Source organism: Variovorax sp. 278MFTsu5.1, from assembly GCF_048305045.1.
GTDB classification, from domain to species: domain Bacteria; phylum Pseudomonadota; class Gammaproteobacteria; order Burkholderiales; family Burkholderiaceae_C; genus Variovorax; species Variovorax guangxiensis.
Genome location: NZ_CP157622.1, coordinates 4,167,653 through 4,191,510, shown reverse-complemented (window position 1 = coordinate 4,191,510; position 23,858 = coordinate 4,167,653). Strand labels below are relative to the sequence as shown.

Below are 23,858 nucleotides of genomic sequence, written 5' to 3'. Positions count from 1 at the left end.
TCAGGACTTTAGCCGTGCATGCATGACCTTGCCCCGAAAAGGTGCGTTCTTCAGGAAGCGTTCAGCGTGCCGCGCGGCTTGCCCTGGCTCGCCGCAGGCGGGCCCAGCCGCTCGCCCAGGAAGTCGATGAAAGTACGCAGTTTGGGCGCCATGTACTGCCGGCTCGTGTAGACCGCGAAGAGCGTCACCGGCGTGGCCTCGAAGTCCGGCAGCAGCCGCAGCAGCCGGCCCTGCGCGATGTCGTCGTCGATCAGCCAGGTGGGCATGTAGGCAATGCCCATGTCCGCGCGCACCGCGTGCAGCGTGAGCGTGGTGTCGTCCGAGCGCATGGCCGGCGCCAGACGCAGCGGAAACATCCGCCCGCCCGGGCCCTTGAGCGCAAGGTTGTCCAGGTTCACGTAGCTCGGCACGATGGCGCCCAGCTTCGCGAGGTCGGCCGGCACGGCGGGCACGCCGCCCATGCGCTCCAGGTAGGCGGGCGTGCCGGCGAGGAAGAAGGGCACCCGGCACAGCGGCCGGGCGATCAGCGCGGGCGAGGGCTCCTGCGTGGCGCGCAGCGCGAGGTCGTAGCCGTCGGCCGCGAGGTCGACCTTGCGGTTCTCCAGGTGCATGTCGACCAGCACTTCGGGGTACTTCTCGCGGTAGTCGGCCAGCACCCGGGCGAAGCGCGGCGTGGCGCACCACACGGGCGCGCTCACCTTGAGCTGGCCGCGCGGCGTGTCGCTGGTCTGGCCGATGGCGGCTTCGGCCTCGTCGAGCAGGTCGAGCGCGCGGCGGCTCTGCTCGTACCAGGCGGTGCCGGCCTCGGTCAGGCTCAGGTGCCGGCTGGAGCGGTGCAGCAGCCGTGCGCCCAGCGACTTCTCCAGCTGCGCCACGTGCTTGCTCGCCATCGGCGCAGACATGCCCAGCCGCCCGGCCGCGGCCACGAAGCTGCCCGCTTCCACGACTTCGCGGAACACCCGCAGGCTGGTCATCCGGTCCATGTGCGCATCCTTGTCGAAGATTTCCTGGCAGGAACTGATCCGATGCATCGTAGCCTGTCGATTTCCTTGGAGGAAATGTCTACAGTCGATCCAACGCTTTCATCGAGGAGCATCGACTTGACCCACGACAACACTTCCGCTTCGCCCCGACTGCCCACGTATTTCATCTCGCACGGCGGCGGCCCCTGGCCCTGGATGAAGAAGGAGATGGGCCCGACCTACGACCGGCTCGAAGCCTCGCTGGCCGACATGCCCCGCCAGATCGGCCGCACCCCCGCCGCCATCCTGATGGTGTCGGCCCACTGGGAGGCGCCCGCCTTCACCGTGCAGGGCAACGCCAGGCCGCCGATGATCTACGACTACGGCGGCTTTCCCCCGCATACCTACGAGGTGCACTACGACTCGCCCGGCTCGCCCGAGCTGGCGCAACGCGTGCAGTCGCTCATCGCCGCCGCCGGCCTGCCGGCTCAGATCGACCCCCAGCGCGGCTACGACCACGGCATGTTCTCGCCGATGGCCGCCATCTACCCCAAGGCCGACGTTCCGGTGGTGCAACTGTCGCTGCGCCGAGGGCTCGACCCCGCCGAGCACCTCGCGCTGGGCCGCGCGATCGCCCCGCTGCGCGACGAGAACGTGCTGATCGTCGGCAGCGGGCTGAGCTATCACAACCTGCGCAACTTCGGTCCGCAGGCGCACGGAGTGTCGAAGGCTTTCGATGACTGGCTCGACGCTGCCGTCGTGAAGAGCACGGCCGGCGAGCGCAGCGCGCAACTGCTGCAGTGGGATTCAGCCCCGGCGGCGCGCATGGCGCATCCGCGCGAGGAGCATCTGATTCCGCTGATGGTGGCCGTTGGCGCGGCAGAAGGCGAAGCCGGCGAACGCGTGTATCACGAGGACGCGTTCATGGGCGGGCTGGTGGTGTCGAGCTTCCGGTTCGGCGGCTGAAGCTTCAGCCGCGCCGAACGCCATCGGCATCGACCAGCCCCACCCGCGTCTGCCGGCCCCAGGTTCCGCGCCCCGTCAGGAACATCCACCAGCCCCATGCCGCACCCGTGTGCCGCAGGATCTGGAAGGTGAAGGGCTCGATCAGCGCGGCTGCGAAGGCCTGCACGAAGTTGGCTTCGCTGCCGTTGCCGACCCAGCGCCGGTACAGGTGCACCGACCACAGGTGAAAGACGAGGTCGAGCACGATCTTCGCGCCGATCACGCCGGCCACCGGCGCCAGCACGCCGAGGTTGCCGCGCGCCAGGTACACCAGCAGCAGCCCGAAGGCCGCCAGGCCATAAAGCGGCTGCAGCGTGTCGACGGCCTTCACCGGCAGCATCGCGACGCCGAGCCAGCCGTAGCGCCGGTCGCCGACCATCGCGCGGTACCAGAACTGCGTCTGCAGGAAGCCGCCGAACCAGCGGCGGCGCTGGCGCAGGAAGGCGCCGGTGCTGCTCGGCGCGTCGGTGTGCGCCTGCGCGTCGCCCAGCACGCGCACCGTCCACGGCAGGCCGTGGGCCTGGGCGTGGCGGTGCAGGCGGTGGATGAGTTCGTAGTCCTCGACCAGGCAATCGGTGTCGAAGCCGCCGACCGCGCGCACCGCCTCGGTGCGAAAGCCCGCGAAGGCGCCCGAGATCAGCAGCAGGCCGTTGACGCGCATCCATGCATAGCGCGAGAGGAAGTTGCGGATGTACTCGTAGGTCTGGAACCACTGGAAGCAGCGGCCGGCCAGCGTGCGGCTGCACACGGGCGTGATGACGCCGGTGGCGGCGACCAGTTCCGGCTCCTCCGAGAAGGCCCGGCGCACCGCACCGATGGCGCGGCTGTCGAGCAGGGTGTCGCCGTCGACCGTGAGCACGATGTCGGTGTCGATGCGCAGGATGCCCGCGTTCAGCGCCACCGCCTTGCCGCCGTGCGGCAGCCGCAGCCAGCGCAGCGACGGATGCAGCATGCTGGGCGCGCTCAGCTCGCCGGGCTCGGGAGCGACGAGCCCGTAGCGCGTGGTGAGCAGCTCGGCCGTGCCGTCGCTCGAGCCGTCGTCGGCGATCACGATGCGGTCGGGCAGGTCGGTCTGGGCGAGCAGGGCGGCCAGCGTCACCGGCAGCACGGCGGCCTCGTTGTGCGAGGCGACGATCACGCCCAGGGTGTTGCGCCGGGCGGCCGCAGCGGGTGAAGGCGCCGGCCGGGGCCGCAGGATCGGCAGCGTCATCCACGCGACGAACAGCAGCAGCACCGTGTCGTAGAGCACGTAGGCCACGCCCACGGACCACGCCCCGACATCGACCGCCTTGAACGCCATGGCGAAAAGCAGCGCCCACAGCACGAGCACGCTCCCGTGGATGAGCCAGCTGCGCAGCGGCGTGGCGGGGGGAGACAGGCGCGGCGACGCGGCCAGGAAGGCGCTTTGTAGAGGATCGTTCAAGGGAAGTGGGCCCGGGCGGCTGTCGATCGGTCGGAGGTTGGTGATACGCAAATACTCGGCCTGCGGTTTCGAAAAGCCCGGGGAATGCCCGGACAATCGCACGCGCTCCCGACTGAGTCGGCCCCCGCCCGAAAATTCCCCGCATGCTCGCACAAACCCGCTACACCCGAACCGCGATCGCGCTGCACTGGCTGATCGCGGTGCTCATGATCATCAACATCGCGCTGATCCTGCTGGTCGACCGCTATCCCGACGACTGGGTGCGCCCGGCCGTCGACACCCACAAGTCCATAGGCATCACGGTGCTGGGCCTGGTCATCATGCGCATCCTCTGGCGCGCCACGCACCGGCCGCCGGCCATGCCGGGCTCCTACGGCGCCTTCGAGCGCTTCGCGGCCCACCTGGCGCACGGCGCGCTGTATGTGCTGATGATCCTGCTGCCGCTGTCGGGCTGGATGCACGACTCGGCCTGGAAGGACGCCGCCACGCACCCGATGCAGCTCTTCGGCCTCTTCGAATGGCCGCGCATCGGCTGGATCATGGCCATCGAGCCGACGGTGAAGGAGACCTGGCACACCGTGCTGGGCGGTGTCCACGAATGGGCCGGCTACGTGCTGTACGTGCTCGTCGGGCTGCACGTGCTGGCCGCGCTGAAGCACCAGTTCCTCGACGGCGAACGTGAACTGCAGAGGATGTGGCCATGAACGCCGACCTCATCGCGCGCATCGACGCGCTCTCGACCCATCACGACGCGGTGCACGAGGGCGTGCGCGTGCGCTGGCGCCGCTTCGGCACGGACGCCAGCCGGCCACCGCTGGTGCTGCTGCACGGCGGCCACGGCAGCTGGATGCACTGGCTGCTCAATGCAGAAGCGCTCTCGGCCGGCCGCACGCTGTGGCTGCCCGACATGCCGGGCTTCAACGAATCGGATGCGCCGCCGCGCGTGGCAACCGGCGAAGACCCGCTGCAGCCGCTGCTCGCCGCGCTCGGCGGCACGCTCGACCAGCTCATCGGCGCGGGCACCACCATCGACCTCGGCGGCTTCTCCTTCGGCGGGCTGACGGCCGCGCGCTTCGGCGCCGGTCGCGGTGCGGTCCGCCGCCTCGCGCTGATCGGCAGCGGCGGCCACGGCACGCTGCGGCGCATGACGGCGCAGATGATCAACTGGCGCGCCGCCCCCGACCGCGAAGCCGAGCGCGCCGCGCTGCTGCACAACCTGGCGGCGCTGATGCTGCACGACGCCGCCGCCATCGACGAGCTGGCGTTCGCCATCCACGACGTCTCCTGCCACGGCACGCGCTTTCGCAGCAAGGAGGTGTCGCAGTCGGGTGGGCTGCAGCAGGCGCTGGCCACGATGGGTGTGCCGACGCTGCTGCTGTGGGGCGAGTTCGACGTCACGGCCGACCCGCGCCCGCTGGTGGCGCAGCTCGCCGCCGAGGGCCCGGGGCGCGAGGGCGTGGTGATCGACGGCGCCGGGCACTGGGCGCTGTACGAGCGCGCCGACGAGGTCAACGCGCGGCTCGTGGAGTTCTTCCGCTGAGCCTCGCTGCAGCTGTTATTGCTGCTGCTTCACCAGCCCCAGCTTGCGGATGATGTCGCCCCACTGGTCGTAGGTCGAGCGTGTCAGGTCGGCCAGCTGCTTCGGGCTCGACGACTCGGCCTCGTACGCGCCCTGGCGGAAGAAGTCGCGCGTGGCGGGCATCGCCAGCACCTGGGCCAGCGCGGCATTGAGCTTTTCGACCACCGGTGCCGGCATGCGCGCCGGGCCATAGAAGCCCAGCCAGCTCGGCATGTCGACGCCGCTCACGCCCTGTTCGCCCATGGTGGGCACGTCGGGCAGCATCGGACTGCGCTTCGGTGCGGCCACGGCCAGCATGCGCACCTTGCCGGTGGCCGTGTTCTGGATGGCATTGGGCGCCGCGTCGAAGTAGTACTGCACACGGCCCGCGAGAAAGTCCTTGGCCGCGTCGGCGCCGCCCTTGTACGGCACATGCACCACGTCCAGCCCGGCCTGCCGCGCAAAGGCTTCGCCGTAGATGTGCGAGGAGGTGCCGGTGCCGAAGGAGGCATAGCTCATCTTCCCCGGGTTGGCCTTGATGTACGCCACCAGTTCCTGCACCGTGCGCGCCGGCACGCTCGCATGCACGGTCAGCACCAGCGGGCCGCGCGCGCCGAGCGAGATCGGCGTGAGGTCCTTGAACGGGTCGTAGCGCACCTGCGCCAGCGTCTGCGGGTTCTGCGCCACCACGGAGGAGGGCGCGTACATGAAGGTGTAGCCGTCGGGCGCGGCGCGGATCACCTCCTCGGTCGCGAGGATGAAGCTCGCGCCCGGCCGGTTCTCCACGATCACCGGCGTCTGCAGCACCTCGCCGAGCTTGTTGGCGACGAAGCGCGCCTGCGCGTCAGAGGCGCCGCCGGCCGCCAGGCCCAGCACGATGCGGATGGTGCGGCCCTTGTCCGGAAAGGGCGCGGCGGCATGCGCAAGCAGCGCAGGCATGGCGGCACCGAGCGCGAGGCACGCGGCAATCCGGCGGCGCGAAAGGGGCTTGTCGTTCATTGCTTGACCAGCCCCACCTGCTGCACCATCGCGCCCCAGCTGTCGTAGGTGGAGCGCGTGATGCTGGCGAATTCCTCCGGCGAGGTCGCTCCCGCCTCGTAACCGCCGCTGCGATAGAACTCCTGCACCTGCGGCATCGCCAGCACCTTCGTGAGTGCCGTGTTGAGCTTCGCGACCACCGGCGCCGGCATGCGCGCCGGGCCGTAGAAGCCCAGCCAGCTCGGCAGGTCGAGCCCGGCATAGCCCTGCTCGGCGAACGTGGGCACGTCGGGCAGCGCCGCGATGCGCGCATTGGAGGCCACCGCGAGGATCTTCACCTTGCCGCTGGAGGCGGTGATGATGGCCGAGGAGGCCGAGTCGAACATGTATTGCACGCGCCCGCCGATCAGGTCCTTCGCCGCGTCGGAGCCGCCCTTGTACGGGATGTGCACCGCGTCGATGCCGGTCTTCTTCACGAAGGCCTCGCCGTAGATGTGCGAAGAGGTTCCCGCGCCGAAGGAGGCATAGCTCACCTTGCCCGGGTGTGCCTTCACGTAGGCCACCAGCTCCTTCACGTTGTTCACCGGCACGCTGGTGCTCAGCGAGAGCACCAGCGGCCCGCGTCCGCCCATCGAGATGGCGGTGAAGTCCTTGAACGGGTCGTAGGGCACCTGCGCGAAGGTGTGCGGGTTCTGCGCCATGGTGGAAGAGGGCGCGTACAGCAGCGTGTAGCCGTCGGGCTGGGCGCGCGACACCTCGTTGGCTGCCAGCATGGTGCTGGCGCCGGGCTTGTTGTCGACGATCACGCTGGTGTTCAGAACCTCGCCGAGCTTCTGCGCAACGATGCGCGCCTGCGCGTCGGTGCCGCCGCCGGGCGTGAAGCCCACGACGATGCGGATGGGCTTGCCGCGCGCCGGGAAGTCCTGCGCCATGGCCAGGGGCGCGAGGCCCAGAAGGACTGCGGCGCCGATGGCCGAGCCGAAGGCACGGCGGGTGCCGTGGGGTTTCTTCATCGATGTCTCCGTTGGAATGCTTCTTCAATATTGATCTTGAAATCCATAAAAATCCATATTTACTAGGGAATACCCCAAATATCTGACTTTTAACTTTCAAAAAATGGAAAGAGAAATCAAAATACGACGAAACAAGCCAAGCCGAGAACGCATTCATGAAAACTGTCGTCCGTACCGACGAGCGCATCCTGTCCTCCGACATCTTCGACCGCGACAGCCGCGTCAAGCGGCCTGACCACGGCAGCTGGGCCGAGCCCGGCAAGAGCATCCCGGTCTATCACCGCTGCGGCGTGCTGGTGGTGGGCGGCGGCCCCTCGGGCACCGCGGCCGCCGCCGCCGCGGCCCGCGCGGGCGCCGACGTGGCGCTGCTGGAGCGCTACAACCACCTGGGTGGTCTTTCAACCGGCGGGCTCGTCATCTGGATCGACCGCATGACCGACTGGGAAGGCAAGCTGGTCATCCGCGGCTTCGCCGAAGAGCTGTTCGACCGCCTGCCGGCCGAGGCCATCGCCGGCCCGGCGCGCGAGGACTGGGGCTCGCAGGACGCGGCCAAGGCCGCCCACTGGTCGCAGCGCACCGCCGCCTACCACGGCGTCGTCACCTGGTCGCCCACCATCGACCCCGAGCGGCTCAAGCTGCTCTCGCAGGAGATCGTGCTCGAGCGCAAGGTCAAGCTCATCTATCACTCGTGGGCCGCCATTCCCATCGTGCAGGACGGCGCGGTCAAGGGCGTGGTGTTCGAGAGCAAGGAAGGCCGCATGGCCATCATGGCCGACGTGGTGGTCGACGCCACCGGCGACGGCGACCTGTTCGCCCGCGCCGGCGCGGAGTACGTGAACGACATCGAGGAGGCCGACGTGCATCACTGCATGAACACCTCCTGGCTCTTCGGCGGCGTGGACATGAACCGCTGGATCGAGTTCAAGGCCGGCCAGCCCGAGGCCTTCACCGCCTTCATGGCCGGCGGGCGCGAACAGTGCGGCCTGTTCGAGCGGCCCTTCGTCTCGTGGCGCAACGACGTGGCGCTCTTCATGGGGCCGCGACAGTCGGGCTACTCCGCGCTCGACGTGGACGACCTCACCGCCGTGGAGGTGCGCTCGCACCGCGCCATGGCCGCGCACCTCGACTACTTCCGCGCCCATGCACCCGGTTTCGAGAACGCCTACCTGATGCTGAGCGCGCCGCAGATCGGCGTGCGCCACGCGCGGCGCCTCGTCGGCGTGGGCTCGGTGCTGCGCAGCCAGTGGCCCGACGGCGTGCCGCTGGCCGACGAGATCGGCGTGTCGCCCGCCGTCTCGCCCAAGTTCCCGAACATCTCCATTCCCTACGGCGCGCTGGTGCCCAGGCAGCTCGACGGCCTGCTGGCCTGCGGTCGCCACATCTCCTGCGACCGCAACTCGCACGGCTTCATGCGCGAGATCCCGCAGTGCTGGATCACCGGCCAGGCGGCAGGCGTGGCTGCCGCGCTGGCCTCGCGCGGCGACATCGCGCCGCGCTTCGTCGACGTGGGCGCGCTGCAGTCCGCGCTGCTTGAGCAGGGCGTGTACCTGCGCGCCGGTGCCGGGCAGGGCGACAGCGCTCCGCTGGCCACGGCCGAGGCCGGCGCCTGATGGGCCTGCACTGGAACTCGCGCGGCCATGAACCCGGCAACCCTCCGTCCGCGAGCCTCTACATTCGGGAGTCCCGATCCTGAGAGTCTTGCGAAGGGTTCCTCCATGTCCACCGAAAAGAACGACACCTCTTTCCCCCCGGCCGAACAGCAGGCCGACGCGCGCGGTGAGCGCTCCGACACCGTGAGCGCGCTGGAGCGCGGCATCTCCGTGCTGCGCTGCTTCAGCGAAGACCGTCCGGTGCTCGGCCATGCCGACCTGGCGCGCATGACCGGCATTCCGCGCGCCACCGTCAACCGGCTCGTCGCCACGCTGCTCTCGCTGGGCATGCTGAAGCCCGCGCAGGCGGCCGACCGCTTCATGCTCGGGCCGGGCGTGGTGTCGCTCTCGCGTGTGTTCCTCGGCAGCCTCGACGTGCGCGCCGCCGCGCGACCCAGCATGCAGGCGATGGCTGAAGAAGTCGGCGCCTCCGTCTACCTGGCTGTGCGCGACGGCATGGAGATGGTGCTGATCGAAGCCTGCCGCCCGCGCTCGTCGATGCTTTCTGCGCGGCTGGACGTCGGCTCGCGCGCGCCGCTGGCCAACTCGGCGCTCGGCCGCGCGTACCTCTCGGCGCTGCCGGAGGCGCAGCGCAACCAGCTCATCGATTCGATGCGCCTGCTGCGCGGCCCCGAGTGGGACAGCATCGCGCCCGGCATGAACCGCGCCATCGGCGAATCGAAGCGGCTGGGCTACTGCCTCTCGCTGGGCGAGTTCCACCGCGAGATCAACTCGGTGTCGGTGCCGCTCATCGGGCCCGACGGCGAGGTGATGGCGCTCAACGGCGGCGGCGCCGCCTTCGTCTTCACCGAGGAGCGCCTGCGCAACGAACTCGCGCCGCGCCTGCACGACATCGCGCTGAGCATCGCGCGAGACATCGGCGGCCACGTGCCGACACCCACACCCACACCCTCGCCGGGCTAGCAGGCCCGGCCGGGGCCCGATCCCCACGACACAAGAAAGAACGGAGACACAGGTCATGCACCTGAGCGATGAAGAAAAGGCCATGTACGACGGGCGCGACGGCCCGGCGGTGCAGAAGGCGATGGACCTGCTGGTGCGCTACGGCGAAGCATTGGGCGCCGAGCGACTGGTCGAGACGCGCAACGTCTGCGCGTCCATCACTTCGACCACGCCCTTCCAGCGCGACTTCGCGCTCGCCAAGGGCGGCGGCATGGACGCGGTGTTCTCCGAATTCAGCCTCGACAGCCAGGAGACCGTCGAGATCCCGAAGTTCAAGGTCTTCACCAGCCACCTGCAGCTGGGCTTCGACCCCGGCCAGCCCGAGCGCATGGGCGTGAGCGAGGAGATCGTGCGCTTCTACGAGAAGAGCGAGCGCCATGCCGCCGGACTCGGCGCGCAGATCATGAACACCTGCACGCCCTACCAGGTCGGCAACATCCCGACGCGCGGCGAGCACTGCGCATGGATGGAGTCGTCGGCGGTCGTGTACTGCAATTCGGTGCTGGGCGCGCGCACCAACACCGAAGGCCGCGAGAGCACCGGCGCGGCCATGCTCACCGGCCGCATTCCCTACTGGGGCTACCACCTCGACCAGAACCGCCACGCCACGCACGTGGTCGAGCTCGACATCGATGTCGAGTCGGTGCAGGACTGGGGCCTGCTGGGCTACTACATCGGAGAGCACGTGCAGGAGCGCGTGCCGGTGGTGCACAGCCGGCGCGGCATCTCGCGGGTGCCGAACCTGCCGAGGCTCAAGCACTTCGGCGCGGCGGCGTCGTCTTCGGGCGGCGTGGAGATGTATCACATCGCCGGCGTCACGCCCGAGGCGCTCACGCTCGAACAGGCACTGGGCGGGCGCGCCCCGGTGCAGGTGCTGCGCTACGGCGAGGCCGAGCGCCGCGCCACCTACGAGAAGATCAACATCACGGCGAAGGACGCCGAGGTGCAGTACGTGATGCTGGGCTGCCCGCACTACACCATCGAGCAGATCTGGGAGGCCGCGCAGCTCATCGAAGGGCGCAAGGTGCACCCCGACTGCGAGCTGTGGATCTTCACGCCGCGCGCCATCAAGGCGCTGGCCGACCGCAACGGCTACACGAAGATCATCGAGGACGCGGGCGGCATCATCATGGGCGACAGCTGCTCCGCCATGAGCCGCGCCGTGCCCAAGGGCACGAAGACTGTCGCGCTCGATTCCGCCAAGCAGGCCCACTACCTGCCCGCCATCCTCGGCGTGCAGGCCTGGTTCGGCAGCACGGCTGAATGCATCGATGCAGCCTGCACCGGGCGCTGGAACGGAGGCTATGCATGAACGCCGCAGTCATAACCGAACGAAAGACCAAGACCATCGTCATCCGCGGCCGCAAGGTGGTGGGCGGCGTCGCGGAAGGCGAGGCGCTGGTCACGCGCGACCGCATCTCGGGCTGGGGCGGCATCGACCCGCGCACCGGCACCGTCGTCGAGACGCGGCACGAACTGCGCGGCCAGAGCTTCGCGGGCAAGGTGCTGGTGTTTCCGGGCGCCAAGGGCTCCTCGGGCTGGTCGGCCATGTTCCACATGACGCGGCTCATGAAATCGGCGCCGGCCGCTTTCCTGTTCAACGAGATGACGACCAAGATGGCGCTGGGCGCGGTGGTCACGCACGCGCCTTCGATGACCGACTTCGAGCGCGACCCGCTCGAATGCATAGAGACCGGCGACTGGGTGCGCGTGGACGCCGACCGTGGCGTGGTCGAGATCACCAAGAAGAACAACAAGGGAGCCCAGCCATGACCCGCCCCCTGCGCAGCAACTTCCCGCGCGGCTCCTACCTCTGGTCGGTGCGCAACGCGCACTGGCGCGCGCTCGGCATTCCGGAGGAGGACTGCGAGAAGCCCAAGATCGCGATCGTCAACAGCTCCTCCGAGCTGGCCGCCTGCTTCAGCCACCTCGACCGCGTGGCGGCGGAGATCAAGGAGGCCATCCGCGCGGCGGGCGGCGTGCCCTTCGAGATCCGCACGGCCGCGCCCAGCGACTTCATCACCGGCGCCGGCGCGCGCGGCGCCTACATGCTGGCGGCGCGCGACCTCGTCACCAACGACATCGAGGTGGCCGTCGAAGGCGCGCAGCTCGACGGCATGGTCTGCCTCACCTCCTGCGACAAGACCGTGCCCGGCCAGCTCATGGCGGCCGCGCGGCTGAACATCCCGACGCTGCTCGTGCCCTGCGGCTACCAGCCCAGCGGCGAGTACAAGGGCCACCACATGGACATCGAGGAGGTGTTCATCGGTGCGATGCATGCCGTCACGGGCAACCTGCCGGTGGAAGAACTGGTGGGCATGAGCCGGGAGGCCATCCGCGGCCCCGGCGTTTGCTCGGGCCTGGGCACGGCGAACTCGATGCACATCGTCTGCGAAGCGCTGGGCATGGCGCTGCCGGGCAGCGCGCCGGTGGCGGCGCTGAGCCCGAAGATGATGGCCGACGTGCGCGCGGCCGGCACGCGCATCGTGCAGATGGTGTGGGACGACCTGAAGCCCCGCGACATCCTCACGCCCGGCGCCTTCGCCAACGCGGTGCGCGCGGTGCTGTCCATCGGCGGCTCGCTCAACACCGCCAAGCACCTGCAGGCGGTGGCGACCGAGGGCGAGACCGGTGTCGACGTGTACGGCATGTTCGAGCGCCTCGGCCCCGAGACGCCGGTGCTGGCCGGCGTGCGGCCCATCGGCAACGACTCCATCGAAGCCTTCGAAGCGGCCGGCGGCTGCCGCGCGCTGATGAAGCAGCTCGAGCCGCTGCTCGACACCGGCGTGCGCACCGTCACCGGCGGCACTGTCGCCGACAATCTGCGCGATGCCGAGGTGGCCAATGCCGAGGTGATCCGCCCCATCGGCCGGCCTGTGGCGCCGCTGCCGGCCATCGTGCTGCTGCGCGGCAACCTCGCGCCGGAGTCGGGCCTCATCAAGACGGGCATCGCCGAGCGCAAGGTGCGGCGCTTCACCGGCCCGGCCGTGTGCTTCTGGACTTCGGACGCCGCCATCGCCGCGCTGAAGAAGGGCGAGATCGTGCCCGGCCAGGTCGTCGTGATGCGCGGCGCTGGTGCCTGCGGCGGCCCGGCCATGGGCGGCGGGGCGTCGCGCGTGGTCTTCGCCGTCGACGGCGCGGGGCTGGGCGACCAGGTGGCGCTGCTGACCGACGGGCATCTCTCGGGCCTGGTCTGCAAGGGGCTGGTGGTGGCCGAGGTGTCGCCCGAGGCCGCGCTGGGCGGCCCGCTCGGGCTGGTGCGCGACGGCGACACCATCACCATCGATCTCGACGCGCGCCGCCTCGACATCGAGCTGAGCGACGCCGAACTGCAGGCGCGCCGCGACGACTGGCAGGCGCCGCCGCCGGTGCACGACACCGGCTGGCTGCAGCAGTACCGGCGCAACGTTGGGCCGCTTTCGAAGGGCGCCGTCCTCGTGCGCGTCGAGCGCACCGCGCCCCCGGGCTAGACCTCTTCCGATCACGGCTTTTGCCAACCGGTGCGGACCCCCGTCCGCATCCGGTGGCGCAGCCCTGCGCGGTCGTTCCGAGTTTTTCAACCAAGAGAAGAAGCAGGAGACAAGAAACCATGAAGAGAATCTTGATGTGGTCGGCGCTGGGGCTCGCCAGCAGCGGCGTCGCACAGGCGCAATCCAGCGTGACCGTGTTCGGCGTGATGGACCTCGGCATCCAGTACACGAACGGTGCCGGTCCGGGCGGCGGCTCGGTGAAGGCGCTGTCCAACGGCGGGCTGTCCACCAGCCGGCTGGGCTTTCGCGGCACCGAGGACCTGGGCGGCGGCCTGCGCGCGGGTTTCTGGCTCGAAGGCAGCCTGAACCCCGACACCGGCACCGGCCGCCCGAGCAATTCCAACAACCAGGCAAGCGGCGCGGGCACGGCGGGCCCGATCACCTTCGACCGCATGTCCTTCGTGAGCCTGTCGTCGGACAAGCTGGGCGAGCTGCGGCTGGGCCACGACTTCATTCCCACTCACTACAACAGCATCTACTTCGACCCGTTCAACGCCAACGGCGTGGCGCGCGCGGGCAACCTCACCTTCGCGGCCGTGGGCACCGGGCCGCTGCCCACCACCATCACCGGCAGCAACACGGTGAGCTACTGGCTGCCGCCCAACCTCGGCGGCTTCTACGGCATGGCGATGGTGGGCACCGGCGAGAACGACTCGACCCTGGCGAACCGCCACGACGGCAACTTCGCGGGCGCGCGCTTCGGCTTCGCATCGGGCGCCTTCGACGTGGCGGCGGCCGTCACCCGCTCGAAGTTCAATGCCACCGCCACCGTCGGCAACTACACGCACGCCAACATCGGCGGCTCGTGGGACGCGGGCTTCGCCAAGTTCTTCGCGCTCTACAACAAGGTGACGGTGAAGCTGGCGGCCGGCACGGTGCGCAAGAACACGGCCGAGATCGGCGCGCACATCCCGGCTTTCGAAGTCGGGCGCATCCGCATCAGCTACGCCTACCTCGACGACCGCAGCGACGAGAGCCTGCGCAACGCCAACGGCATGCCGCGCAACCGCGACGACGCGCGGCAGTTCGGCATCGGCTACGTGCACAACCTCTCCAAGCGCACCGCGCTCTACGGCACCTACGCACGGCTGATGAACAGCGGGCAGGCGCGCTACGTGGTCAGCGGCGGCGTGGCGCCGGCGGCCGGGCATCGCTCGACCGGCTGGGAATTCGGCGTGCGCCATCTCTTCTGAAGCGGAGGGCCGTCATCATGCGACGCAGAACACTCGCCCTGGCGGCCCTTGCCGCCGCCACGGCATTGCCCGGCACGGCGGCAAGGAGCGCCGACACATTCCCCAACAAGCCGCTGAAGCTGATCGTGGGCTTCGCGGCTGGCGGCGGCGCCGACGTGCTCACGCGCATCATCGCGGAGGGCCTGTCCAAGCAGCTCGGCCAGCAGGTGATCGTGGAGAACCGCCCCGGCGCCGACGGCGTGCTGGCCGCGCAGGCCACCTCGTCGGCCAGGCCCGACGGCTACACGCTGCTGATGGGCACCAACACCGCGATGGTGGCCGCGCCCACGCTGCGGCCGACGCCGCCCTACGACCCCTTCAAGGCCTTCACGCCGATCAGCTCGGCCGGGCAGTTCTCGATGTTCCTGGTGGTGCCTGCGAGCCTGCCGGTGAAGAGCGTGAACGAGTTGCTCGCGCTGGTGGCGTCGAAGCCCGGCGCGCTCAATTCGGCGTCGAGCAACAGCGCCTCGGAGCTCGCGATGCTGCAGCTGCTGGGCGACCGCAAGGTGGTCAACGCGCGCTACAAGGGCGACATGCAGGCCATGACCGACCTGCTGGGCGGGCAGATCCAGATGATGTTCACCACCGGCACGCTGGCGCCGGGCTTCGTGAAGGAAGGGCGCATCCGCGCGCTGGTGACGCTGCTGCCGCAGCGCAGCGCCCTGTTGCCCGACGTGCCCACGGGCGGCGAGCTGGGGCTGGGCAAGCTCACCATCACGCCGTGGGCCGGCTTCTTCGGGCCGCCGGGGCTGCCGCAGGCGATCACCGACAGGCTCTCGCAGGAACTGCAGAACACGCTCAAGCGCCCCGAGGTGCACGCGCAGTTGGTGCAGCAGGGCTTCGAGGGCTATGGCATGAGCCCCGCGAAGTTCACCGAGTTCTTCCGCACGCAGTACGACGCCTTCGGCGCCACCGTGCGCGAGCACAACGTCAAGTTCGAATAGCAGCGGCCTCGCGGCGCCAGAAGGCCGCGTCGGGAAAGCTGCCCGCGCCGGCGGCCGCGTTGTCGGCCATGTGCTCGCGGCGGCTGGTGCCTGGAATCGTGCATGTCACGGCCGGGTGGCTCAGCACGAACTTCAGCAGCACCTGCGCCCAGCTGTTGCAGCCGATCTCGCCGGCCCAGGGCGGCAGCGGCTTGTCGCGCAGCCGGCGCAGCAGTCCGCCGCCGCCGAAGGGCATGTTGACGATCACCGCCACGCCGCGCTCGGCCGCCAGCGGCAGCAGGCGCTGCTCGGCCTCGCGCGCGTCGAGCGAGTAGTTGATCTGCAGGAAGTCGAGCTTCTCGGCCTTCAGCACCGCCTCGACCTCTCCGTAGGCCGAGGCCGTGTAGTGCGTGACGCCGATGTAGCGCACGCGGCCCTTTTCCTTCCAGCCGCGCAGCGTGGCGAGATGCGTGCGCCAGTCGACGAGGTTGTGCACCTGCATCAGGTCCATGTGCTGCGTGCGCAGCCGCGCGAAGGACTGCTCCATCTGCGCGATGCCGGCTTCGCGGCCCGAGGTCCACACCTTGGTGGCGAGGAAGGGCCTGACCTGCTGCTTCGATGCTGCCAGCAGCTCGCCGGTGGTTTCCTCGGAGCGGCCGTACATCGGCGAACTGTCGATCACCGTGCCGCCGGCCGCGAACAGGGCATCGAGCACGCCGGGCAGGCGCGCGTATTCCTCGGTGCCGGGGCGCTGGTCGAAGCCGATCCAGGTGCCGCAGCCGATCACGGGCAGCGCCTCGCGGGTGGAGGGGATGGGGCGGGTGTTCATGGCTGGCTTGGACTGGGGTTGGGCGAAGGCGGGGAGCGCGGCGCCGGCGCACAGCGCGGCGCCCATACGCAGCAGTTCGGCGCGGGTGAGGTGGAAAGGAATCGTCGGGGGCTGCATCCGTGGCCAGTATCCGACGATGGGAAAGGCGCAGCTCGCCGCAATGTGAAACGCTCTGTGAAGAAGAAACGGCTTTTCCGGCTTCGGGTTGTGGCTCATGAAATACTGTATGAAAATACAGTTAACAGTCATCGCCATGGGCCTCTCTTTCCTCGATTCCTTCTCCGCTGCCGCGGGCCGTGGCGTCTGGCATGCCGACGAACTCGGCCTTGCCGACGCGCAGGTCGTCGCCACCGGCCATGCCGCGCTCGACGCGGAACTGCCGGGCGGCGGCTGGCCGGTCGGCGCGATGACGGAACTGCTGCTGCCTGCGCCCGAAGCCCATGTCTGGCGGCTGCTGCTGCCCGCGCTGGCGCAGGCGGTGGCCGCGCGGGGCGGGCCGGTGGTGCTGATCGGCGCGCCCTACGAGCCCTGCGGCGCCTCCCTCGCGGCGCAGGGGCTGCCGGTGGAGGCGCTGATGTGGGTGCGCAGCGAGGCCCCGGCCGAGCGGCTGTGGGCCTGCGAACAGGCGCTGCGCTGCGCCGATGTGTCCGCTGTCTTGGCCTGGCTGCCGCAGGCGCGGGTGGGCGAGCTGAGGCGGCTGCAGCTGGCGGCCGCGCAGCACGAGGTGCTGCTCTTCGTGTGCCGGCCCGAGTCGGTGGCGCTGTCGGCATCGCCTGCGCGGCTGCGCATCAGGGCCGACCGCAGCCAGGCCGATGTCTCGCAGATCGAACTGAACATCCTCAAGCGACGCGGCCCGCCGCTGGCCGCACCTGTGATGCTGCCGGCGCGCAACGAGCGCATGGCGGCACTGCTTGCCGCCGCCCGGCTGCGGCGCAAGCTGCGCCTGCAGCAGCGGGGCACGGTGCCGGCCGGTGCGGCGTCGGCCACGGTGGTGCGCATCGACGCATGGAAAGGAGGCCCGGATGCACTGGATCGCCTTGCAGTGGTTGCCTGAAGCCGACGCCTCCGACGCCCCGACGCTTCCCACGCTCGAAGCCCTGGGCTGGTGGGCCCTGAAGTACACGCCCCACGTCGCCTGGCTCGACGAAGCCCTGATGCTCGAAGTCTCCGCCTGCGAGCGCCTCTGGGGCGGGCGCATGCAGCTGATGCGCCTGCTGGTGGCCGACAACCCCGTGCCCGACGCGCGCATGCTGGGCGCACAGGGCACTACCAGCCTGATCGCGCTGGCGCGGCTGCGCCTGTTCGCGCGCGAGGAGAAGCGCCCGAAGGACGTGCCTGCCGGCCTTCCGCTCGACACGCTGAGCGCCGCGCGCGAGCACCTCGACCTGCTCGCGCGCCTGGGCTGCCGCACCTGGGGCGAGGTGGCGGCGCTGCCGCGCGGCGGACTCACGCGGCGCTTCGGCGCCGGGCTGCGCGAGGCGCTCGACATCGCCTGGGGCCTGCGTCCCGAAAGCCATTGCTGGCTCACGCTGCCCGACGTGTTCGAGCAGAAGCTGGAGCTGCCCGCGCTGGCCGAGACCGCGCCCGAGCTCATGTGGTCGGCCAACCGGCTGCTGACGGCGCTGCAGATCTGGCTGCGCGCCCGCCAGCGCGGTGCGCGCGCGCTGGAGCTGCAATGGACGCTCGACCTGCGGCGCCTCAACGGCGTGAACCTGCCGCCGCACGAGCAGCTCATCGTGCGCACGGCCGAGCCCACGCAGGATATGGCGCACCTGCGCCGCCTGCTGTCCGAAAAGCTGGCCCTCGCCACGCTGGCAGCGCCCGCGAGCTGGATCAGGCTGCGCACGCTCGAAACCGACCCGTGGGCCGGCGCCAGCACCAGCTTCCTGCCGGAAGACAACCGCAAGGGCGACAGGCTGCACGAGATGGTCGAGCGGCTCAGCGTGCGGCTCGGTCCGCAGCAGGTGGTGGTGCCGTCGGCGCAGGCCGACCACCGGCCCGAGCGCAAGCAGGCGTGGCGGCCTGCATTGCAGAAGGAAAAGGGGAAAGAGAAAGCGGCCGACGACAGGAGCCGGAAGCAGGCTGCCGCAGTGGCTTCGCAGCCCGACGCCGTCTACCCGCCATGGCTGCTGCCCGAACCGCTGCTGCTCGAAATGGATGGCGAGCGCCCGTGCTACCGCGGCCCGCTGAGCCGGCTGATCGGCCCGCAGCGCGTCGAGACCGGCTGGTGGGGCGACAAGGAAGAGGGCGGCCAGCCCGCGATGCGTGACTACTACGTCGCGGAAAGCCCCGAGGCCGGGCTGGTGTGGATCTTCCGCGAGCGGCCCGCCGCGCGCTTTTCTTCCGGCGAGGTCCGCTGGTACCTGCAGGGCTTCTATGCCTGAGCTCAGCGGCAAGCAGGAAAGCAGGCGGCAGCCCGCCAAGGTGCATGCGCTGCCGGTGCCGCTGCGCAAGGCACCTGAGTCCAGGCTGCCCGACTATGCAGAGCTGCACTGCCTGACCAACTTCAGCTTCCAGCGCGGCGCCTCGACGCCCGAGGACATCGTGGACCGGGCCTACCAGCTCGGCTACAAGGCGCTGGCCATCACCGACGAGTGCTCGGTGGCCGGCATCGTGCGGGCGCACGTGTGCTTGCGCGACATGGAGAACAAGCTTTGCGAATACGAGCGCGAGCACCCCGACGAGCCGAAGATCCCGCGCAACCCGAGCTTCCGCCTGCTGTTCGGCAGCGAGTTCCGGTTCGAGCGCTTCAGGCTCGTTGTGATAGCGAACGACACCGAGGGCTGGGGCAACCTCTGCGAGTTCATCACCGCCGCCCGCAACACCGAGCTGCCCAAGGGCGAGTACCGCGTGGGCTGGGAAGAAAGCGACGTGGCCTCGCTGCAGCATTGCCAGATTCTTTTCGTGCCCAACCGAAACCCCGGCGGCGCGATGGATACGGCCACGCTGCACGAAGACCTGCTGGCCGCCAAGGCGCTGTACGGCGAGAACCTCTGGCTGGCGGTTGAACTGTTCAATGAACTCGACGACGACCTCTGGCTCGTCACGCTGATGCAGGCAGGCGAGGACGCGGGCGTACCGCTCGTGGCTGCCGGCGACGTGCACATGCATGCGCGTTCATGCAAGCCGCTGCACGACATACTGACGGCCGTTCGCGAAGGCAAGACGGTGGCCGAGTGCGGCTTCGCGCTGCAGTCGAATGCCGAGCGGCATCTGCGACAGCGCGTGCGGCTTGCGGAGATTTATCTGCCGCAGATGCTGGAGAACACGCTGGTGGTGATGGAGCGGTGCAGGTTCGATCCGAAGGTGATCCGGGATACCTACAAGTACCCGCTGGAAAACCTGGGCAACGATGAGACGCCGGCGCAGACGCTGGTGCGCAAGACGTGGGAAGGTGCGCGGAATCGCTATCCAGGCGGCATTCCCGAGAAGGTACAGGCACAGGTGCAGAAAGAACTCGACATCATCGTCGAGCTCGAATACGAGATGTTCTTCCTCACGGTGGAAGACCTCGTGCGCTTCGCCCGCTCGAAGGACATTCTTTGCCAGGGGCGCGGCTCGTCAGCCAACTCGGCGGTCTGTTTTTGCCTCGGCATCACCGCCATCAATCCAGACAAGGCCACGCTGCTGTTCGAACGCTTTCTGAGCCGCGAGCGCCGCGAGCCGCCCGATATCGACGTCGACTTCGAGCACCAGCGGCGCGAAGAGGTCATCCAGTACATCTACGAAAAATACGGCCGCGAGCGCGCAGCCATCGCTGCCGTCGTCATCTGCTACCGCTCCCGCAGCGCGCTGCGCGACGTGGGCAAGGCCATCGGCATCGACGAGCGGCTGATCGACGAGTTCGCGAAGGACCACTACTGGTTCGACGAAGCTGTGCTCGGCGAGCAGCTGCAGCGGGCGTCGGCGCGCGCAGGCGTGCAGGAAGACGAGCTCAAGCTGGTGCACTGGATCGAGATGACGCGGCGGCTCAAAGGCTTTCCGCGCCACCTGAGCCAGCACGTGGGCGGTTTCGTGCTCACGCACACCAAGCTCACGCGGCTGGTGCCGGTGGAGAAGGCGTCGATGGAGAAGCGCTCCGTCATCCAGTGGGAGAAGGACGACCTCGAGGCGATGGGCATGCTCAAGGTCGACGTGCTGGCGCTCGGCATGCTCAGCGCGATCCGCCGGGGGCTCGCGCACATGAACAGCTGGCGCAACTCGGCCATCGAGATGCATCAGATACCGGCCGACGACCAGAAAGTGTTCGACATGATCTGCGACGCCGACACCATCGGCGTGTTCCAGATCGAGAGCCGCGCTCAGATGTCGATGCTGCCGCGCCTGAAGCCGCGCACCTACGAAGACCTGGTGATCGAGGTCGCCATCGTGCGGCCGGGGCCCATACAGGGCGGGATGGTGCATCCGTATCTCAAGCAGCGGGAGCGGGTCGCCAAGAAATTGCCCATCCGCTACGAGAAGGACGAGCTGCGCCCAGCGCTGGAGCGCACGCTGGGCATACCGATCTTCCAGGAGCAGGTGATGCAGATCGCGATGATCGCGGCCAAATTCACCGCCGACGAGGCCGACCAGCTTCGCCGTGCCATGGCCGCGTGGAAGCGCAAGGGTGGCCTCGGCAAGTTCCACGACAAGCTGGTGGACGGCATGGTTCTCAACGGCTACAAGGCCAGCTTCGCCGAAGCCATCTTCAAGCAGGTCATGGGTTTCGGCGACTACGGCTTCCCCGAAAGCCACGCCGCCAGCTTCGCGCTGCTGGTGACGGTGAGCAGCTGGCTCAAGAACTACGAGCCGGCCTGTTTTCTCGCCGCACTGCTCGATTCGCAGCCGATGGGCTTCTACAGCCCCTCGCAGCTGGTGCAGGACGCGCGCCGCCATGGCGTGGAGGTGCGCCCGGTCGACGTCACGCGCAGCGGGATCGACACCACGCTCGAAGCCCGCGACCCCGGCGCGCCGCGCATGCCGCCCGGCACCGACGAGCGCTATGCCGACCGTCTCGGCAGAGAGAACCAGCCCGCGGTGCGGCTGGGCCTGAACCGCATCGCGAGCCTCAGCGATGGCGGGGCCAAACGCCTGCTGGTGGCACGCGCGCAGGCGCAGTTCACGAGCACCGAGGATCTCGCCCTGCGTGCCGAACTCGACGGCAAGGACATGGCCGCGCTGGCCGCGGCCGATGCGCTGATCTCGCTCTCGGGCCATCGGCGCCAGCAGGTGTGGGACGCCACCGCGCAGCGGCGCGCGCCGGCCCTGCTGCGAGGTGTGCCGATCCACGAGCAGGCGCTGCTGCTGCCAGCCGCGTCGGAGGGCGAGGAGATCGTGGGCGACTACGCGGCGCTGCGGCTCACGCTGCGCCGCCATCCGCTCGCGCTGCTGCGCCCGCGCCTGGCGCGCATGAAGCTGATGAGCGCGGCGGAGCTGCGTTCGCTCTCCAGCGGGCAGACCGTGCGCGCCTGCGGCATCGTCAAGGGGCGGCAGCGCCCGCAGACCGCCAACGGCACCATCTTCGTCACGCTGGAGGACGAGACCGGCAACGTCAACGTGATCGTCTGGAGCCATGTCATCGAGGCCTGGCGCGAGCCGCTGCTCAAGTCGCACCTGCTCGCGGTGCAGGGCACCTGGCAGCGCGACGACGACAGCGGCGGGAAGGTGCAGCACCTGATCGCCACCGGCTTCAAGGACCTGACGCCGCTCATGGGGCGGCTCGCGCAGAGCAACACGAGCCGGGATTTCCATTGACGCGGCTAAAGATCCGGCGGAGGGCTCGAATGCAACCGATCGTTTTGCGCCTCGCGCCTTCCGGCTCTTTTCGCTAACCTGTTTCCGCCATGTCCGAATCCGCCGTTCTCGCACCCCCCGCCGCCGGCCCCATCGGGCCGCCGCCTCCCGCGCCCGACGTGCCCATTCCCGTGCCGCCGCCGCACCAGCCGCCTTTTCCGCCGCCGGAGGGCGATCCGCCTCCGGCCGAGCCGCCGGTGACCGACCCCGGCTTTCCGCCTCCGGTGACGGAGCCGCCGCCGATGCAGCATGCCGAGGCGGCAGTGCCCTTCGGAAAGCTGCATGCGCGGCGCCTGCGCGAGATCTACCGCTCGGCCGGCTGGCCGTGCTGCGACACCATCGAGGTCGAACTGCTCGCGGGCGGCTACCTGGAGCGCGTGCGCACGGCGCATGGCCACGAGACGCTGCGCGTGACCGATGCCGGCATCGCGCGCATCGCCGCCACGCTCACCATCAACCGCGCTGCGCTGTCGCCGCACGAGGCGCTGGTGGAACGCGTGGCGCGAGAGATGACGCGCGGCGGCCGTATCGCCTGGCGCGGCCTGGGCCTGCGGGCGCGCCTGCCGCCGCTGGAAGAGGGCGGCAAGCCGCGCTGGTGCATGGCGCGGCCCGACGTGTTCTCGATCCGCAATACCAGCGTGGAGGCCTATGCGCACCCCATCGTTCACGAGGTGAAGGTGAGCCGCGCCGACCTGCTGGGCGACCTGCGCAAGCCCGACAAGCGCGCGGCCTACCTCGACCTGGGCGGCGAGTGCTGGTACGTGCTGGGCAACGATGCGAAGGGCCGCTGCATCGCCAAGCCGGATGAGATACCTGCCGAATGCGGCGTGATGGTGCTGGAGGGCGATCGCCTGGTGGTGGCGCGCGCGGCGGTGCATCGCGCCTTCGAGCGCATTCCGTTCGCGGTATGGCTGGCGCTGGCCAAGGCCCAGCCGATTCCGGGCTTCGAGGACGACGCGCAGGACATGCTGGCCTGAAGAAACCAGCTCAGGTGATGGCGTCGTAGCTCCGGTGCGCGATGGCGACCACGTCGTCGGGCAGGAACTGGTTCTGCATCTGGCGCAGGCCCTCTTCGCGGTCTTGCGTGCTGGCGGTGCCGTCGAACATCTGGTCGCAGAACTCGAGCAGGTCCTTCACGATGCGTTCGTGGCGGTAGTAGGCGAGGGCCACGGCGTCGATGTCTTCCTTCTTTGCGCCATAGCCTTCGTGGAACAGCGCTTCTTCGTGCGGCTGGTTCCATGCGTGCCCGACGCCGCCGCCGATGAACATCAGGTCGCGCTCCTTCGGCGCGAGGATGAGCGTGTCCCAGTCGACGATGGCCAGGCGGTCGTCGTCGCCGACGAGCACGTTGCCCGCGTGCAGGTCGGAGTGGCACGGCACCAACTGCGGCGGGCGTTCGAGCAGGATGGATGCGAGCTGCTCGCTGCGGTAGACGATGTTGTCGATCTCTTCCGCGTGCTCTTCCCAGAAGGCGAGGAAACGCATGGCGATGTCGTCGCCTTTCACGTCGTTGATGAAGCGGCGCTGATAGCGGCGCACGCCTTCGCGCCAGTGATGGTCGTAGCGTTCTCGGGGAAGGGCGGCCGACAGTGTTTCGGGTAGTTCGGTGCGATGGATGGCGCCCAGCGCAGCGCCGAGCGCAACCCACTGCCGGCTCGTCAACGCGCGTTGGAAGCCGTTGCTGCCCTCGAAGAAGGGATAGAGCGCCCAGTCGAAGCCGTGACCTTGCACGCTCAGTTGGCCGCCGGTTGTCGGCAGCGGCGCCATCACCGCTTCGATGCCTTTGTCGTGGTGCAGGAAAGCCGGCACGGCGACCACGCTCCGGTCAAAGCCATTGCGGCGCAGCTTCAGGAAGCAGGTGGCGCCGTCATTCGCGTCGATGCGAAAGACGGCGGAGTTCACATCGGCGCCCAGCGGCAGGAACTCGGCGCGGATGTCGTGCAGTTTGTAGGCACCGGCAAGGCATTGCGCGATGGCTTCGTGCGGCAGGTCGGGAGGCGTGAGCATCCGGGGACTTTAGC

20 protein-coding genes are annotated in these 23,858 nt (G+C 69.3%); 14 read left to right on the top strand and 6 right to left on the bottom strand.

Annotated features, from left to right (window positions below; genetic code table 11):
• Positions 1-50: 50 nt before the first annotated feature.
• Positions 51-983: a LysR substrate-binding domain-containing protein gene (locus ABL844_RS19460; protein ID WP_418128574.1), complete on the bottom strand. Its 933-nt coding sequence runs from the start codon at positions 981-983 to the stop codon at positions 51-53.
• A gap of 117 nt (positions 984-1,100) precedes the next feature.
• Between ABL844_RS19460 and ABL844_RS19455 the strand changes: the two genes are divergently transcribed.
• Positions 1,101-1,928 (top strand): DODA-type extradiol aromatic ring-opening family dioxygenase, encoded by an 828-nt coding sequence (locus ABL844_RS19455; protein ID WP_418128573.1) that lies wholly within the window; start codon positions 1,101-1,103, stop codon positions 1,926-1,928.
• A gap of 4 nt (positions 1,929-1,932) precedes the next feature.
• Here ABL844_RS19455 and ABL844_RS19450 read toward each other — a convergent pair whose 3' ends face one another.
• Complete coding sequence (locus ABL844_RS19450; protein ID WP_184637062.1) at positions 1,933-3,390, bottom strand: glycosyltransferase family 2 protein; 1,458 nt, start codon at positions 3,388-3,390, stop codon at positions 1,933-1,935.
• Between the two features lie 143 nt (positions 3,391-3,533).
• Here ABL844_RS19450 and ABL844_RS19445 point away from each other — a divergent pair, with 143 nt between their 5' ends.
• Together ABL844_RS19445 and ABL844_RS19440 are read left to right on the top strand one after the other, a co-directional pair.
• Positions 3,534-4,094 carry a cytochrome b gene (locus tag ABL844_RS19445; protein ID WP_418128571.1) on the top strand — a complete coding sequence of 187 codons (561 nt, stop codon included), beginning with the start codon at positions 3,534-3,536 and terminating at the stop codon, positions 4,092-4,094.
• Positions 4,091-4,930 (top strand): alpha/beta fold hydrolase, encoded by an 840-nt coding sequence (locus tag ABL844_RS19440; protein ID WP_418128569.1) that lies wholly within the window; start codon positions 4,091-4,093, stop codon positions 4,928-4,930. Before ABL844_RS19445 ends, ABL844_RS19440 begins: the two co-directional genes overlap by 4 nt.
• A 15-nt stretch (positions 4,931-4,945) precedes the next feature.
• Here ABL844_RS19440 and ABL844_RS19435 read toward each other — a convergent pair whose 3' ends face one another.
• Both ABL844_RS19435 and ABL844_RS19430 read right to left on the bottom strand, forming a co-directional pair.
• A complete protein-coding gene (locus ABL844_RS19435) occupies positions 4,946-5,947 on the bottom strand; it encodes a Bug family tripartite tricarboxylate transporter substrate binding protein (protein WP_418116824.1) in 1,002 nt (333 codons plus the stop codon).
• A complete protein-coding gene (locus tag ABL844_RS19430) occupies positions 5,944-6,939 on the bottom strand; it encodes a Bug family tripartite tricarboxylate transporter substrate binding protein (RefSeq protein WP_418121412.1) in 996 nt (331 codons plus the stop codon). Before ABL844_RS19430 ends, ABL844_RS19435 begins: the two co-directional genes overlap by 4 nt.
• A gap of 155 nt (positions 6,940-7,094) precedes the next feature.
• Here ABL844_RS19430 and ABL844_RS19425 point away from each other — a divergent pair, with 155 nt between their 5' ends.
• The 7 genes from ABL844_RS19425 (at position 7,095) to ABL844_RS19395 (ending at position 15,257) form a co-directional block, all read left to right on the top strand.
• Positions 7,095-8,549, top strand: coding sequence for an FAD-dependent oxidoreductase (locus ABL844_RS19425; RefSeq protein ID WP_418128568.1), 1,455 nt, complete (start codon positions 7,095-7,097; stop codon positions 8,547-8,549).
• Between the two features lie 105 nt (positions 8,550-8,654).
• Positions 8,655-9,512, top strand: a complete 858-nt coding sequence (locus ABL844_RS19420; RefSeq protein WP_418121410.1) for an IclR family transcriptional regulator — start codon at positions 8,655-8,657, stop codon at positions 9,510-9,512.
• A gap of 55 nt (positions 9,513-9,567) precedes the next feature.
• Positions 9,568-10,863, top strand: coding sequence for an aconitase X (locus ABL844_RS19415; protein ID WP_418128567.1), 1,296 nt, complete (start codon positions 9,568-9,570; stop codon positions 10,861-10,863).
• Positions 10,860-11,324, top strand: a complete 465-nt coding sequence (locus ABL844_RS19410) for an aconitase X swivel domain-containing protein (protein WP_418128565.1) — start codon at positions 10,860-10,862, stop codon at positions 11,322-11,324. Before ABL844_RS19415 ends, ABL844_RS19410 begins: the two co-directional genes overlap by 4 nt.
• Positions 11,321-13,021 carry a dihydroxy-acid dehydratase gene (locus ABL844_RS19405; RefSeq protein WP_418128564.1) on the top strand — a complete coding sequence of 567 codons (1,701 nt, stop codon included), beginning with the start codon at positions 11,321-11,323 and terminating at the stop codon, positions 13,019-13,021. The genes ABL844_RS19410 and ABL844_RS19405 overlap by 4 nt, the downstream gene beginning before the upstream one ends.
• A gap of 119 nt (positions 13,022-13,140) precedes the next feature.
• Positions 13,141-14,274 (top strand): porin, encoded by a 1,134-nt coding sequence (locus tag ABL844_RS19400; protein ID WP_418128562.1) that lies wholly within the window; start codon positions 13,141-13,143, stop codon positions 14,272-14,274.
• A 17-nt stretch (positions 14,275-14,291) separates the two neighbouring features.
• Positions 14,292-15,257, top strand: a complete 966-nt coding sequence (locus tag ABL844_RS19395; RefSeq protein ID WP_418128560.1) for a Bug family tripartite tricarboxylate transporter substrate binding protein — start codon at positions 14,292-14,294, stop codon at positions 15,255-15,257.
• On the opposite strand, the gene ABL844_RS19390 is transcribed toward ABL844_RS19395, so the two are convergent.
• Positions 15,244-16,182 carry an aldo/keto reductase gene (locus tag ABL844_RS19390; protein WP_418116816.1) on the bottom strand — a complete coding sequence of 313 codons (939 nt, stop codon included), beginning with the start codon at positions 16,180-16,182 and terminating at the stop codon, positions 15,244-15,246. The genes ABL844_RS19395 and ABL844_RS19390 overlap by 14 nt on opposite strands.
• A gap of 136 nt (positions 16,183-16,318) precedes the next feature.
• On the opposite strand from ABL844_RS19390, the gene imuA reads away from it, so the two are divergent.
• From imuA to ABL844_RS19370, 4 genes are all read left to right on the top strand, one after another.
• The gene (gene imuA / locus ABL844_RS19385; RefSeq protein WP_418128559.1) at positions 16,319-17,119 is read left to right on the top strand and encodes a translesion DNA synthesis-associated protein ImuA; all 801 of its coding nucleotides are present in this window, start codon (positions 16,319-16,321) and stop codon (positions 17,117-17,119) included.
• Positions 17,088-18,449, top strand: a complete 1,362-nt coding sequence (locus tag ABL844_RS19380) for a Y-family DNA polymerase (protein ID WP_418128558.1) — start codon at positions 17,088-17,090, stop codon at positions 18,447-18,449. The genes imuA and ABL844_RS19380 overlap by 32 nt, the downstream gene beginning before the upstream one ends.
• Positions 18,442-21,798 carry an error-prone DNA polymerase gene (locus tag ABL844_RS19375; protein WP_418128557.1) on the top strand — a complete coding sequence of 1,119 codons (3,357 nt, stop codon included), beginning with the start codon at positions 18,442-18,444 and terminating at the stop codon, positions 21,796-21,798. The genes ABL844_RS19380 and ABL844_RS19375 overlap by 8 nt, the downstream gene beginning before the upstream one ends.
• An 89-nt stretch (positions 21,799-21,887) precedes the next feature.
• Complete coding sequence (locus ABL844_RS19370; protein WP_418128556.1) at positions 21,888-22,814, top strand: hypothetical protein; 927 nt, start codon at positions 21,888-21,890, stop codon at positions 22,812-22,814.
• Positions 22,815-22,824: 10 nt separating this feature from the next.
• Here the strand turns inward: ABL844_RS19370 and ABL844_RS19365 are convergent, their stop codons facing one another.
• Positions 22,825-23,844: a phosphotransferase enzyme family protein gene (locus tag ABL844_RS19365; RefSeq protein ID WP_418128555.1), complete on the bottom strand. Its 1,020-nt coding sequence runs from the start codon at positions 23,842-23,844 to the stop codon at positions 22,825-22,827.
• Positions 23,845-23,858: the final 14 nt, after the last annotated feature.

Coding starts and splice junctions, on each gene's coding strand:
- ABL844_RS19375 (WP_418128557.1), top strand. CDS start 18,442: ATGCCTGAGCTCAGCGGCAAGCAGGAAAGCAGGCGGCAGCCCGCCAAG.
- ABL844_RS19425 (WP_418128568.1), top strand. CDS start 7,095: ATGAAAACTGTCGTCCGTACCGACGAGCGCATCCTGTCCTCCGACATC.
- ABL844_RS19445 (WP_418128571.1), top strand. CDS start 3,534: ATGCTCGCACAAACCCGCTACACCCGAACCGCGATCGCGCTGCACTGG.
- ABL844_RS19395 (WP_418128560.1), top strand. CDS start 14,292: ATGCGACGCAGAACACTCGCCCTGGCGGCCCTTGCCGCCGCCACGGCA.
- ABL844_RS19390 (WP_418116816.1), bottom strand. CDS start 16,182: ATGCAGCCCCCGACGATTCCTTTCCACCTCACCCGCGCCGAACTGCTG.
- ABL844_RS19430 (WP_418121412.1), bottom strand. CDS start 6,939: ATGAAGAAACCCCACGGCACCCGCCGTGCCTTCGGCTCGGCCATCGGC.
- ABL844_RS19405 (WP_418128564.1), top strand. CDS start 11,321: ATGACCCGCCCCCTGCGCAGCAACTTCCCGCGCGGCTCCTACCTCTGG.
- ABL844_RS19400 (WP_418128562.1), top strand. CDS start 13,141: ATGAAGAGAATCTTGATGTGGTCGGCGCTGGGGCTCGCCAGCAGCGGC.
- ABL844_RS19415 (WP_418128567.1), top strand. CDS start 9,568: ATGCACCTGAGCGATGAAGAAAAGGCCATGTACGACGGGCGCGACGGC.
- ABL844_RS19365 (WP_418128555.1), bottom strand. CDS start 23,844: ATGCTCACGCCTCCCGACCTGCCGCACGAAGCCATCGCGCAATGCCTT.
- ABL844_RS19435 (WP_418116824.1), bottom strand. CDS start 5,947: ATGAACGACAAGCCCCTTTCGCGCCGCCGGATTGCCGCGTGCCTCGCG.
- ABL844_RS19460 (WP_418128574.1), bottom strand. CDS start 983: ATGGACCGGATGACCAGCCTGCGGGTGTTCCGCGAAGTCGTGGAAGCG.
- ABL844_RS19410 (WP_418128565.1), top strand. CDS start 10,860: ATGAACGCCGCAGTCATAACCGAACGAAAGACCAAGACCATCGTCATC.
- ABL844_RS19440 (WP_418128569.1), top strand. CDS start 4,091: ATGAACGCCGACCTCATCGCGCGCATCGACGCGCTCTCGACCCATCAC.
- ABL844_RS19420 (WP_418121410.1), top strand. CDS start 8,655: ATGTCCACCGAAAAGAACGACACCTCTTTCCCCCCGGCCGAACAGCAG.
- imuA (WP_418128559.1), top strand. CDS start 16,319: ATGGGCCTCTCTTTCCTCGATTCCTTCTCCGCTGCCGCGGGCCGTGGC.
- ABL844_RS19370 (WP_418128556.1), top strand. CDS start 21,888: ATGTCCGAATCCGCCGTTCTCGCACCCCCCGCCGCCGGCCCCATCGGG.
- ABL844_RS19380 (WP_418128558.1), top strand. CDS start 17,088: ATGCACTGGATCGCCTTGCAGTGGTTGCCTGAAGCCGACGCCTCCGAC.